We start from the raw sequence: 12,644 nt of genomic DNA, 5'->3' as shown, positions 1-12,644 counted from the left end.
GGAGACCGACGGCACCCTCACCTCGTGGCGCAACCCCCAGCCGGGCGGCGGCGACTTCAGCGAGGTCCGCGACGGCTGCTCGGTGACCCGGTACGCCGCCGCGCCCTTCGAGGGCGTGTCCATGGCCCTGACGAACAGCCCCAAGGGCCCCGTCGCCAAGCTCACCCAGAACGGCAAGGTCATCGCGGTCCTCGACCGCTCCCACGACACCGCCCTCTACGGCGGCGCCCGCATCAAGGGCCTGCTCGACCCGGCCCCCGCGCTGCCCACGCTCCAGATGCGCGTGCACAGCGGCCCGATCCCGTGGGCCGGCCTGAGCTTCCCGGCGGTCCCGAAGGGCTGCGCCACCGGCTCGGAGACGAACACGGGCTCCGGCACGGGTACGGGCACCGGCACCGGCACCGGCACCACCGCGCAGCACGCGACGCAGACCGGGGAGCGTGCGGCCACCGCCCCGCAGACCTCCGTCGTGCCCAAGGGCTCCGTCGCCGCCGGTGCGGAGCCGGTCGCCGCCGAGCCGGTCGCCGCCGACCGCACCCTCGCCTTCGCGGGCGGCGCCGCCCTGGCGGGCGCGGGCGCGGCCGGTGTCGCCCTGGCGCTGTTCCGCCGCCGCGGAATCGCCGCCTGATCCCCGTACCGCCGCCCGGCCGTACGGGCCCGTACCCCGGACCACTGACCGGTGCCCCGCCCCTCCCGGGCGGGGCACCGCGCGTTTCAGGCCCCGCCGCGCCCCTCGGTCCGGGCCGCCCCGCCGCGCCCCTCCGCCCCGCCGCACCCCTCCGGCCCGTCCGCCGCGAGGGCCGCGAGCCGGGACAGGGCCTCGTCGAGCACCGCACGCGGGGGTGAGGCGAGCCCGACGCGGATCGCGTCCGGGGCCGTGCCCGTACCCACCGCGAAGGCGCTGCCCGGAGTGACCGCCACGCCCGCCCGTTCGGCGGCGGCGGCCGTGAAGGTCTCCGCCCGCCAGGGCGCGGGCAGCTCCCACCAGCAGTAGTACGCGTACGGGGAGGTCCGCAGGACGTGCCCGGCGAGCCGTCGCCGGACCAGGGCGTGCCGGGCCGCCGTGTCCGCCCGCTTGGCCGCGACCGCCTCGGCGACCGTGCCGTCCCCGGTCCACCGGGTGGCGGCGGCGAGCGCGAGGCCGCCCGCCGTCCAGGCGCCGGAGCGCAGGGCCTCCGCCACGGCCGTGCGCAGCCGTCCCGGCACCACGAGGTAGCCGACGGTCAGACCGGGGGCGAGCCGCTTGGAGAGGCTGTCGACGAGGACGACCCGCTCGGGGGCGTGCGCGGCGAGCGGGGCGGGCGCGTCCGGTACGAGGAAGGCCCAGGTGGTGTCCTCGACGGCCGTCAGGTCCAGGCCGCGCAGGAGCTCGGCGAGTGCGGCCCGGCGCTCCTCCCCCGCGGTCGAGGAGAGCGGGTTGTGCAGGGTCGGCTGGAGGTAGACGGCGGCCAGCGGCGCCGCCCGGTGGGCCGCCGCGAGCACCTCGGGCCGAACCCCCTCGGCATCGAGGGCGAGCGGTACGAGCCGGATGCCGAGCCGCTCGGCCACCGCTTTGACCAGGGGATACGTGAGGGCCTCGACGCCCAGTCGGCCGCCGGGCGGGACGAGGGAGGAGAGCGCGGCGGCGATGGCCTGCCGGCCGTTCCCGGCGAAGAGGACGCTCTCGGGGGCGGGCGCCCAGCCGGGCCGGGCGAGGACGGTCACCGCCGCGTCGCGGGCCTCCGGGGTGCCGGTCGCGGCGGCGGGCCGGGAGACGGCCTCGGCCAGCACGTCGGGCCGGGCGAGGGCCGCGAGCGCCCGCGCCATCAGTTCCGGCTGCCCCTCGAAGACGGGGTAGTTGAGCTGGAGGTCGACGGGGGCGACCCCGGTCGCCTCGGCGAGCGCGGGCCCGGGCAGCGGGGGCGCCGCCCGGACGAAGGTGCCGCGCCCGACCTCCCCGACGACGAGGCCCCGGCGCGCGAGCTCCCCGTACACACGGATCGCCGTCGAGTTCGCGATCGCGTGGCGGCGGGCGAAGACGCGCTGCGGCGGCAGCCGGTCGCCGGGGCGCAGGCGCCCGTCCCGTACGGCCGCCTCGACCCGGTCGGCGATCCTCCGGTACTCCTCCATGCCCGCCCCCGTCCGTCCGCTCCATGCCGTTCCGCCCGGACCGTGAGCGGTCCGGCTCGATTGCACCGAGAGCAAAGATCTTATTGCACCGAGCAGTTGGGTCTGCCTAGCCTGCGGACATGCCCGTAATCGACACCCCCACCACCGGGATCCACTACGAGGACAGGGGCACGGGCCCCGCCCTCCTCCTCGTCCATGGCCACCCCTTCGACCACACCATGTGGCAGCCCCAGATCGACCGGTTCTCCCGCACCCACCGGGTGATCGCCCCGGACCTGCGCGGCTACGGCAGGACACCCCTCGGCACCCCGCGCGACGCCGCCGGCCCCGACGCCGGGCCGCGCCGCACCGGCCTCGGCGACTTCGCCGAGGACCTCGTCGACCTCCTCGACGCGCTGGACATCGAGGAGTGCGTCCTCGCCGGCCTCTCCATGGGCGGCCAGATCGCCATGGAGCTCTACCGCCGCCACCCCGGACGCGTCCGGGGCCTCGTCCTCGCCGACACCTTCCCCGCCGCCGAGACCGACGGGGGAAAGGCCGCCCGCAACGCCATGGCGGACCGGTTCCTCGCCGGCGGCGCCGCCGCCGTGCGGGAGTACGCCGACGAGGTGCTGGACCGGATGGTCGCCCCGTACAACACCCATGCCGCCCCGCACGTCCACCGCATGATGTGCGCCACCGACCCGGCCGGCGCCGCGGCCGCCCTGCGCGGCCGCGCCGAGCGCCCCGACCACCGGGAGACGCTCACCACCGTGCCGTGCCCCGCGCTCGTCGTGGTCGGCCGGGACGACACCTACACCCCGGTCGCCGACGCCGAGGACATGCACGCCCTGCTCCCGCACTCCACGCTCGCCGTCGTCGAACGGGCCGCGCATCTGCCCAACCTGGAACGGCCCGAGGAGTTCGACGCCGTACTGGAGACCTATCTCCGTTCACTCGTTCGGCCCATCTGAAGGTTCGAAAACGGACAAATGCTCCGACGATGGGGCCATGAGCCAGAACAGCGCACCCACCCGCAAGCCGAGCGCCGCCGGCGCCTGGGCTTCCGGCGGCACCCTCTTCGCCGGCGTCCTCATGCTGGTCACCGGCTTCCTGGATATCTTCCAGGGCATCGCCGGCATCGCCGAGGACGACGTCTACACCCGTGTCGGCGACTACGTCTTCAAGTTCAACCTCACCACCTGGGGCTGGATCCATCTGATCCTCGGCGTCATCCTCGTCGTCGCCGGTTTCGGCATCCTCAAGGGCATGGGATGGGGCCGGGTCGCCGGTATCGCGCTGGCGTCCCTGAACATCCTGTTCCAGTTCCTCTTCCTGCCGTACCAGCCGTGGTGGGCGCTCTTCTCCATGGCCGTCTCGATCTTCGTGATCTGGGCGCTGGCCACGGACAAGGCGTACGGCCCGGACAACACCTTCTGAGGGCGGGCCGATGAGACGCGTCCCCGCGATCGCCCTTGGCCTCACCGCCACCGCCACCCTCACGCTCACCGGGTGCGACGCCGCCAAGGAGACGGCGGGCGGCATCATCTCCACCGCGACCGCCGCCGTGGCCTCGGCGGCGGAGGAGAAGATGAACCAGGTCAAGGACGGGGTGAACGCCACGGGCGACGTCACCGCCGGACCGACGAGCACCGACGGAGACCGCACGGTCGCCGAGATCACGGCGACCAACCCGAAGGACCAGAACGCCGACTACACGATCATGGTCACCTTCCGGGACACCGAGGGGAACTTCCTCGACACGGTCGTCCTCAGCATCGACGGAGTCCCGCCCGGCGAGTCCAAGTCCGGTACGGCACGCAGCAATCGGACGCTCTCCGGCGACACGAAGGCAGAGATCGCACAGGCCCTGCGACACTGACCGAGTGGACCGAGTCCTGACCGCAGAGCCCATGAGCAGCAGCCCCGCACCACCGACCCCCGAGCCGCCCCTCCGGCCCAGGCACCGCGTCACGGCCTGGGCCGGAGGGTTGCTCCTGGTCGTACCCGCCCTGGTCACGGCCTGCCGGGTCCTCGACACGGACGCGGTCACCCCGGTCCCCCAACTGCTCTCCCTCCTCCCCTGGCTGACGGTCCCCGCGGGCCTCGCCGTGCTCCTCGCCGCCGCGGCCCGGCGGCGGGGAACGGTCTTCGCGGCCGTCCTCGTGCTCGGCGCCACCGCCTGGAGCTCCGTGCCGTACATGCCCCAGGCCGCCATCCCCTACGGGCTGCCCCTGGCACGGGTGAGGGTCATGGCCGCGAACGTCGAATTCGGCCAGGGAACAGGGGCGTTGACCGAACTGGTCCGACGGGAGCACCCCGGGCTCGTCTTCGTCTCCGAATGCGACCGCGCCTGCCGGGACACCCTCACGAAGACCTTCGCCGCGGACCTCCCCCACTACGCCTCCGTCGAGGGCGAGGGCTCCGTCGGCTCGATCCTGCTCAGCGCCTACCCGCTGCGCGACTGGCGGGAGATCCCGGCGGCCATGGGCATGCCGGGCGCCACGGCGGACATCGCGGGCGTGCCGGTACGGCTCCAGCTGGCGCACCCGCTCCCGCCCCTGCCGGGCCAGGTCCACCTGTGGAAACGGGAACTCGGCCGGATCGAGGACTTCGCCGCCCGCTCCCAGGGCCCCACCCTTATCGCCGGCGACTTCAACGCCTCCCAGGACCACGCGGCCTTCCGCGCGATCCTCGACGCGGGCCGGCTCCAGGACGCCTCCCGGCAGGCCGACGCCAGCCGCACCCCCACCTGGCCGATGGAGGGCCCCCTCCCCCCGTACGTCCAGATCGACCACGTCCTGGTCAGCGACTTCAGCGTCCGCGGCGTCCGCTTCCTCGACATCGCCGGCTCCGACCACCGGGCCGTCCTCGCCGATCTCGACCTGCGCGGCCCGCGCTGATCGGAGACGCTGGAGGACATGGAGAACGAGGAGATCCTGGACGACATCGGCGCCCTCGTCGAGGAGGAACGCGCCCTGCGCCGGCGCACGGGCGGCCTGCTCCCCGAGGAACGGTCCCGCCTGGCGGACCTTGAGGTCCGCCTGGACCAGTGCTGGGACCTGCTGCGCCAGCGCCGGGCGAAATCGGAATTCGGCGAGGACCCGGACACGGCCGCCCTCCGCCCGGCCGCCGAGGTCGAGTCCTACCGCAACTGACGACGGCAGCCCCTCGGGTCCCTCCGTCGCGGCCCCGGCACGCCCCGGGCCCCGACGGTGCGCGACCCGGTGCGGTGCCGCCACCGGGTCGCGCCCGCAACAGGGGCGGGCGGGCCCAGTACGTTGGGCGCATGGCACGACCCCGGTCCACGCTGCTCGCCCCTCCCGCCTGGCTCACCGCCGGGCTGCGGCCGGCCCCCGTGCCCGTGCCCTGGGCCGCCGTCGGACGGGCCTCGGTCGCGCTGTCCGCTCCGCTCGCCGTGGGCCTGGCCGCCGGGCAGCCCGCCTACGGGGCGCTCGTGTCCATGGGGGCGCTCTCCGGAGTCATCGGCGACACCGCCGACGCCTACCGGATGCGGGTCTTCAACATCGCCGTGCCGCAGCTCTTCGGGGCCGTCGGGGTCACCCTCGGAACCCTCGTCTTCGGGCACGGCTGGGTCGCCGTCGCCGTGCTCACCCTCGTCGCGCTCGTCTCCGGGATGATCTCCTCGATCGGGGCCGTCGCCTCCGTCTCCGGGCTCCTGCTGCTGCTCAACGCCGTCGTCGGCGCCGGGCTCCCGATGCCCGACCCCTGGTGGAAGGCGCCCGTCCTGCTCACCCTCGGCGGGCTCTTCGTCCTCCTCCTCACCCTCCTCGGCTGGCCGCTGCGCCGCGCCGCCCCCGAGCGCTCGGCCGTCGCCGCGACCTACCGCTCCGTCGCCGAGCTGTACGAGGCCACCGGCACCTCCGCGTACGACGAGAAACGGCAGGCCGTCACCGCCTCCCTCAACCAGTCCTACGACCTGATCCTGGCCCGCCGCGCCCGGCAGCACGGCCGCGCGCCCTCCCTGGTCCGGCTGCTCGCCCAGCTGAACGTCGTCGTCCCGCTCGTCGAGGCCGCCCCCGCCGCCCAGCTCAGGGCCCAGCTCTACGGCCCCCTGTCCGCCACCATCCCCGCCGCCGTACGGGAACTCGCCGACGCCGTCGACGAGGGCCGCACCGGGACCCCCGTCCTGGACCTGCCGACCCCCGAGCGGCCCGCCGAGAAGGCCGTGGACCACGCCCTGCGGTACGCGGCGGCCGTCGTCCACAAGGCCGAGCCCGACCCGGCCAACGTGGACGACCGGCTCGGCCGCCCCGCCGCACTCCGGGTCCGCGTCCGCCGGACGACCCGCGCCGTCCTGTTCTCCGAGGCCTCCTGGCGGTACGGACTGCGCCTCGCCCTGTGCATCGGGCTCGCGCAGGCACTCGTCTCGCTGATCGCCGTACCCCGCTCGTACTGGGTGGCGCTCACCGTCACCTTCGTCATGAAGCCCGACTTCGGCTCGGTCTTCTCCCGGGCCGTGCTCCGCGCCTTCGGCACCGCCGCCGGTCTCCTCCTCGCCGCCCTGGTCCTCTCCCAGGTCCCCCGCGGCTGGTGGGACGTGCCCGTGATGTGCGTGCTCGCCGCCCTCATCCCGGCGTTCTCCGCGAAGGGGTACGCCTTCCAGACCGCGGCCATCACCCCGGTGATCCTGCTGCTCTCCGACACCCTCAACCAGCAGGGTTTCCAGCTGGTCATGCCCCGCCTCTACGACTCGCTGATCGGCTGCGGCATCGCGCTGATCGCCGGCTATCTGCTCTGGCCCGAGTCCTGGCACGCCCGGATCGGGGACCGGCTCGCGGACGCCGTCGCCGACACCGCCGCCTATGTGGCCCGCGCCTTCACCGGAGCCGGGGGAGACCCCGGGGACCAGGGCGGCCGGCTGCGGGCCCGGCGGAAGCTCTACCGCGATCTGTCCACCGTCCGCTCCGAGTTCCAGCGCGCCCTGACCGAACCGCCGCCCACCGGCACCCGCGCCGCCGCCTGGTGGCCGCTCGTCGTCGCGGTCGAGCGGATCGTGGACGCGACGACGGCGGCCCGGATCCGGGTCAACCACGGTGCCCCTCCCCCCGATCCGGCGGAGGTCACCGCCGTGGAGCGCGAGTTGCGCGAACTCGCCGACGGACTGCGCGGCACGGACACCCTCGTGGAGGTCCGCACGGAGCTCGACGGAGACGAGAGCGGAGTCCTGGAACCGCTCCGTCAGGAGGTCCGCGCGGCCCGCGCGATCGCCGGTCCCGACCTGCGATAAACCTTCCCCCGGGGGCGTATGGGAGGACTTACCGGCGGTCACGGAACGGAACCCTCCCCACCGCCGTTACCGGAAGCCACCCGGGCGACTACGATGCGCTCGATCTCACCTGGATCCGCGCCCGCCGCCGTCGCGAACCGGCCCGGCGGACGGGCGACTTAGCCCTGCCTCACCCCCCGCGCCCCGAGGACCCCGCCATGCGCACCATCACGAACAGAGGGCTCCAGCCCAATGTCCTCGGCACCTTCGACACGATCGTGATGGCCGTCGCCGGCAGCGCCCCCGCCTACTCGATGGCCGCGACCACCGCCGTGCTCTTCGGTGCCGTCGGTTACGCCGGGCCCGCCGCCCTGCTCTTCTGCGCGATACCCATGTTCGGCATCGTCCTCGCCTACGCCCGCCTCGGACGGATCGACGTCAACGCCGGAGCCGGCTACTCCTGGGTGGGCCGCACCCTCCACCCCTTCCTCGGGTTCCTCTCCGGCTGGGCGCTGGTCTTCGCCGCCACCGTCTTCATGGTGGCCGGTTCACTGCCCGCCGGTTCCCTCACCCTCGCCCTGATCGACCCGGACCTCGCCGACAGCACCCCGCTCGCCGCCGCCGTCGGCGCCGGCTGGTTCCTGATGATGCTGCTCGTCGTCCTCGGCGGCGCCCGCCTCACCGTCCGGGCCCAACTGATCATGTCGGGGGTCGAGATGCTGATCCTCGTCGGCTTCATCCTGGCCGCCCTGGCCCACCGGGGCCGGGCCACCGCCTTCGACTGGTCCTGGTTCGGCCTCGGCCAGTTCGACGGACCGCAGGGCTTCGCCGCCGGCGCGCTGATCGCCGCGTTCTACTACTGGGGCTGGGACGTCACCAGCAACCTCAGCGAGGAGACCCGGAACAGCCGCCGCACCGCCGGACTCGCCGCACTCGTCGGCGTCGGCTTCGTCTTCCTCCTCTTCGTGGCCGTCACCGTCGTCGTGAACGTGCTGCTGACCGCGGAGGAGATCCGTACCGCCGGACCCAACGTCCTCGCCGTCATCGGCCAGGAGGTCTGGCCCGGCGTCGGCGGCAAACTCCTCGTCGTGGCCGTCCTGCTGTCCACCGTCGCCACCCTGGAGACCACCCTCCTCCAGGTCACCCGCTCACTCTTCGCGATGGGCCGCGACCGGACCCTGCCGGCCCCGCTCGGCTCCGTACACCGCCGCTGGAACACCCCGTGGGTCGCGATCGTCGCCGTCGGCGGCGCCACCCTGCTGATGTTCGCGGCCGCCGCGGCCGCCGGCTCCCTCCAACAGATCCTCAGGGACGCCGTCTCCGCCATCGGACTCCAGATCGCGTTCTACTACGGCCTGGCCGGCATCGCCGCCGTCGTCGCGTACAAGTCGGTGCTCTTCCGCTCCGTACGGAACCTGCTGCTCGGCGGTCTCTGGCCGCTGCTCGGCTCCGCGTTCATGCTCTGGACCTTCTACGCGTCGCTCGGCGAGCTCTCCACCACCGCCCTCACGATCGGCCTCGGCGGCCTGCTCCTCGGCGTCGTGCCCCTGCTCGTGTACTGGCGCAAGGGCAGCGACTACTACCGCCCGGCCCGCCTGGACGCGGTCCGCGCGATGCGGGCCGCGGAGGGCTCGGGCCCGGCCACCCACCCCCGTACGGGAACCCGGGACAAGAGCTACGCGACGGACTTCTGACCACCGGCCAACCACAGGGCACCGGTTGCCCCTCTGAACACCCGGGGGCACCACACCGCCCCGCACGACCAACACGCCCCGCACGCCCACGACTTCTGACGGCAGCCGAACCCGAAGGAGGCCCCCGATGGCCGTACGCCGCCGCTCCGCGCGCTCGGCACGTCCGGAGCGCTTCGCGCCCGACTTCGACCCGGACTTCGGGGACCGCGCACTGACCGAGGCGCGCCACGACATCGTCATCGGCCGCTGGCAGGGCGTACGGGATCTGCTCGCCGCCACCGGCGACCACTGGGCGCGCCGCACCCACCGGCTGCGGCTCCTCTCGCACGCCGCCGCCGGCAACTCCACCGTGGAGACCTGGCGGGCCGCCGAACCGGGCAACCCCGACGCGGCCGTGCTGCGCGCGGCGACCGAGGTCGTGCGGGTCTTCGACGCGGCCATCGCCGCCGGCCGGGGCGCCGCCGTCGAACGGGGCCGGATCGACGCCGCCGTCGACGCCTGCCGGGGCGCGGCCGAGGCCGCGCCCGCCGACCCCATGCCGTGGGTGTCGCTGCTCTCGGTGGCCCGGCTGTACGAGGGCGGCGTGCCGCGCAGGGAACTGCGGCACTGGTTCGACGAACTGCGGCGCCGGGACCCGTACAACACGGAAGGCCACATCCAGGTGCTGCGCTACTGGTCGGCGCGGTGGCACGGCACGCACGGCAGCATGTACGACTTCGCCCGCGACGCGGCGGGCGTGGCACCGCCCGGCTCCCCGCTGCCCGTCCTCGTCCAGGTGGCCCGGGTCGAGGAGTACCGGTACATCGCCGACGGGGCGCTCGGGCGGGGCCCGGTCCGCGGCTTCGACCAGCACTGGAAGCACGAACTGGCCGTGACCGAGCTGCGCCGCACCCACGCCCGCTGGATCGGCGGCCGGGACCCCGGGGCGCCCGTCGCACCGGAGGAGGTCGGGGACCTCCACTTCCTCGTCCACGCGGCCTGCTACGCGGGCCAGGTGGAGATCGCCCGGGAGCTGCTCGGGATGCTCGGCGCACGGGCGGCGTGGGTGCCGTGGGCGTACACGGGGGACCCGGAGGAGCAGTTCGTACGGTTCCGGGAGGGCCTGGGAGTGGAGTGACCGTCCGACCCACTCCCAGGGCCCCGTGTCACTCAGACGCCGATGTCGCGGCCGTCCGCACGCCACACGGCGACGACCGACGGGCGGACGATCCTGCCGGGACCGTCGGGCCACTCCGACTTCGGGTTCTCGACGGAGGCGCCGTCGATCTCGCCCGGGTGCTGCACGGCGACCAGGACCCGGCGGTCCTGGATGATCGGGCCGCAGGTCTCGGCGCCCTTGGGCACGGTCAGGAACTGCTTGAGCTCACCGCGGCGCTCGCCCTGCGTGGCGACACCGAACAGGCCGTCGTGCGAGCCGAGCTGGGCGCCGTCCGTGGAGATCCACAGGTTGCCGTGCGGGTCGAAGGCCACGTTGTCCGGGCAGGAGATCTGGGAGACCTTCTCCTTGGGGTAGCCCGCGAAGTAGGTGGCCGGGTCGTTCGGGTCGCCCGCGACGAGGAAGAGCCGCCAGGCGAAGCCGTCGGAGGACGGGTCGTCCCAGTTCTCGGCCAGTTCGAGGATCTGCCCGTGCTTGTTGAGGTTGCGCGGGTTGGCCTCGTCGGCACCGGCCTTGCCGGCCTTGCCGCGGTCGGTGTTGTTGGTGAGCGCGACATAGACACGGCCGGTGCGCGGGGACGGTTCGACGTCCTCGGGGCGGTCCATCTTGGTGGCGCCGACCTTGTCACCGGCGAGACGGGTGAAGACGTACACCTCCTCGGCGGTCATGCCGGGGACGTGCGACACATCGCCGGTGGCGAGCGGGATCCACACACCCGAACCGTCGAACTCGCCGTCGGCGGGGTGCTTGCCGGTGCCGTCGATCTCGGCGGCCGGGGAGTCGCCGGTCAGCTTGGCGACGTACAGGGTGCCCTCGTCGAGCAGGGTGAGGTTGTGCTCGCGGGCGGCCCGCGAGTTCCCCTTCTTCATCCGCCTGGAGGAGACGAACTTGTAGAAGTAGTCGAACCGCTCGTCGTCGCCCATGTAGACGACCGGACGGCCGTCGTCGGTGAGCCGGGGCTGCGCGGCCTCGTGCTTGAAGCGGCCGAGCGCGGTGCGCTTGCGGGGCGTGGAGTCGGGGTCGTACGGGTCGAGCTCGACGACCCAGCCGAAGCGGTGGACCTCGTTGGGTTCCTGCTTGAGGTCGAAGCGCTTGTCGAACCGCTCCCACTTGCGCTCGGTGGCACCGGTGCCGACGCCGTAGCGCTTGTCGGTGGCGCTGGAGCCGTTGGCGAAGTACTGGTTGAAGTTCTCCTCGCCGTGGAGGGTGGTGCCCCACGGGGTGGTGCCGCCGGCGCAGTTGTTGAGCGTGCCGAGGACCGTACGGCCCTCGGGGTCGGCGGAGGTCCTCAGCAGGGCGCTGCCGGCGGCGGGGCCGGTCACCTCGAACTCGCTCGTCGTGTGGAGACGGCGGTTGAGGTGGTGACGGGAGACCGGGGTGAGCTTGCCCGTGCGGTGCTCCTCCTGGACGACGACGACCGAGAGGCCGTGCGCGGCCCAGGCGATCTCGACCTGCTCGCGGGTCGGGTTCGCGGCGTCGTAGCCGCGGAACATCAGGACCTCGTCGGTGTACTCGTGGTTGGCGACGAGCACCTGGCGGTCGCGCTCCCCGCGCAGCGGCAGCAGGGAGAGGAAGTCGTTGTTGTAACCGAACTGGCCGGCCTGGGCCTTCGCCGACTGCTTCTCGGAGTCGAAGGCGGGGGCGCCGCGGAGGATGGGCTCGCCCCAGCGGATGACCACGTTCTGGGAGTAACCGGCCGGAACGGTGACCTTGTCGGCGGTGTTGGGCGCGACGGGCGTGAAGCGGAGACCGCGGGCGCCGTCGGCCTTGCCGGAGCCGTGGCCGTGGCCGCCGCCGGACTGCTGCGGGCGGGCGACGGCCTCGGGCGCGCTGCCGAGGGTGAGGGCGCCGCCGGCGGCGGAGGCGACGGTCACGACGGCGGCGGCACGCAGGGCGGAACGGCGCGAGAGCGCACCGGCTATGACATCGCCGACGTACTCGTTGTCGCTGGTGTTGGGCACCTCGTGGAAGCAGGCGTCTCCACAGCGGTAGCGGCAGGTGAGAGCGGAACGCCCGCCTCCGTGGGGGTTCGTGCTCAGCAGCGGCAGCAGTTTGCGCACTTCGTCCTCCTCCGGCGCACACTGCGCCGACATGGTGTCGGGGATCCTTCGGCGGCGACGCTATGTGCGCACATCTGCACAGGGACGGCGGCGGAGTGAACGCCGAATGAATGCACGGCAACCGGGGGCGACCGGGTCGCCGGGGAGGGATGAGGTGGCCGCTAACCTTACGTGTCCGCCCTGGCCAGGGATGAACATCCCGAAACGCCCAGTACGGACATTCACACGCACCCATCTCATGCGAAAGGGTTCGCCCATGGGTATTCGGAGCATGCTGCGCAAGGTATTCGGCAGGGACCGCGAGGAAACCCCGGCCACCTCCGTCCCGGCCCAGACGCGTGAGACCCCGTCCACGTCCTCGGCCACGGACGCCACCCCGGAGGCCGAGGCCCAGCGGGCGGCGGACGATCTGGTGG

The 12,644-nt window shown here is 73.6% G+C and carries 11 protein-coding genes; 9 read left to right on the top strand and 2 right to left on the bottom strand.

The features are described from left to right. Window positions 1-82: 82 nt before the first annotated feature. Complete coding sequence (locus ACH4MY_RS06785; protein WP_397998505.1) at window positions 83-628, top strand: hypothetical protein; 546 nt, start codon at window positions 83-85, stop codon at window positions 626-628. An 86-nt stretch (window positions 629-714) separates the two neighbouring features. Here ACH4MY_RS06785 and ACH4MY_RS06780 read toward each other — a convergent pair whose 3' ends face one another. Then, a complete protein-coding gene (locus tag ACH4MY_RS06780) occupies window positions 715-2,109 on the bottom strand; it encodes a PLP-dependent aminotransferase family protein (RefSeq protein WP_397998503.1) in 1,395 nt (464 codons plus the stop codon). Window positions 2,110-2,228: 119 nt separating this feature from the next. Here ACH4MY_RS06780 and ACH4MY_RS06775 point away from each other — a divergent pair, with 119 nt between their 5' ends. The 8 genes from ACH4MY_RS06775 to ACH4MY_RS06740 all read left to right on the top strand — a co-directional run bounded on the left by ACH4MY_RS06775 (window position 2,229) and on the right by ACH4MY_RS06740 (window position 10,129). Further along, the gene (locus ACH4MY_RS06775; RefSeq protein ID WP_397998500.1) at window positions 2,229-3,062 is read left to right on the top strand and encodes an alpha/beta fold hydrolase; all 834 of its coding nucleotides are present in this window, start codon (window positions 2,229-2,231) and stop codon (window positions 3,060-3,062) included. A gap of 37 nt (window positions 3,063-3,099) precedes the next feature. Then, on the top strand, window positions 3,100-3,528 hold the full coding sequence (locus ACH4MY_RS06770; RefSeq protein ID WP_397998497.1) for a hypothetical protein: 429 nt from the start codon (window positions 3,100-3,102) through the stop codon (window positions 3,526-3,528). A 10-nt stretch (window positions 3,529-3,538) separates the two neighbouring features. Beyond that, window positions 3,539-3,970, top strand: a complete 432-nt coding sequence (locus ACH4MY_RS06765) for a hypothetical protein (protein ID WP_397998494.1) — start codon at window positions 3,539-3,541, stop codon at window positions 3,968-3,970. Between the two features lie 31 nt (window positions 3,971-4,001). Further along, complete coding sequence (locus tag ACH4MY_RS06760) at window positions 4,002-4,991, top strand: endonuclease/exonuclease/phosphatase family protein (RefSeq protein ID WP_397998491.1); 990 nt, start codon at window positions 4,002-4,004, stop codon at window positions 4,989-4,991. 18 nt (window positions 4,992-5,009) lie between these two features. Next, window positions 5,010-5,246 (top strand): DUF2630 family protein, encoded by a 237-nt coding sequence (locus ACH4MY_RS06755; protein WP_397998488.1) that lies wholly within the window; start codon window positions 5,010-5,012, stop codon window positions 5,244-5,246. Window positions 5,247-5,377: 131 nt separating this feature from the next. Further along, on the top strand, window positions 5,378-7,339 hold the full coding sequence (locus ACH4MY_RS06750; RefSeq protein WP_397998486.1) for an FUSC family protein: 1,962 nt from the start codon (window positions 5,378-5,380) through the stop codon (window positions 7,337-7,339). Window positions 7,340-7,536: 197 nt separating this feature from the next. Next, on the top strand, window positions 7,537-9,012 hold the full coding sequence (locus tag ACH4MY_RS06745; RefSeq protein ID WP_397998483.1) for an APC family permease: 1,476 nt from the start codon (window positions 7,537-7,539) through the stop codon (window positions 9,010-9,012). A 127-nt stretch (window positions 9,013-9,139) separates the two neighbouring features. Further along, complete coding sequence (locus ACH4MY_RS06740) at window positions 9,140-10,129, top strand: hypothetical protein (RefSeq protein ID WP_397998480.1); 990 nt, start codon at window positions 9,140-9,142, stop codon at window positions 10,127-10,129. 32 nt (window positions 10,130-10,161) lie between these two features. On the opposite strand, the gene ACH4MY_RS06735 is transcribed toward ACH4MY_RS06740, so the two are convergent. Next, window positions 10,162-12,228, bottom strand: coding sequence for a PhoX family protein (locus ACH4MY_RS06735; protein WP_397999373.1), 2,067 nt, complete (start codon window positions 12,226-12,228; stop codon window positions 10,162-10,164). Between the last annotated feature and the right edge of the window lie 416 nt (window positions 12,229-12,644).

The organism is Streptomyces sp. NPDC017246 (assembly GCF_044331325.1).
Lineage (GTDB): Bacteria > Actinomycetota > Actinomycetes > Streptomycetales > Streptomycetaceae > Streptomyces.
This window is presented reverse-complemented; position numbering and strand designations above follow the sequence as displayed.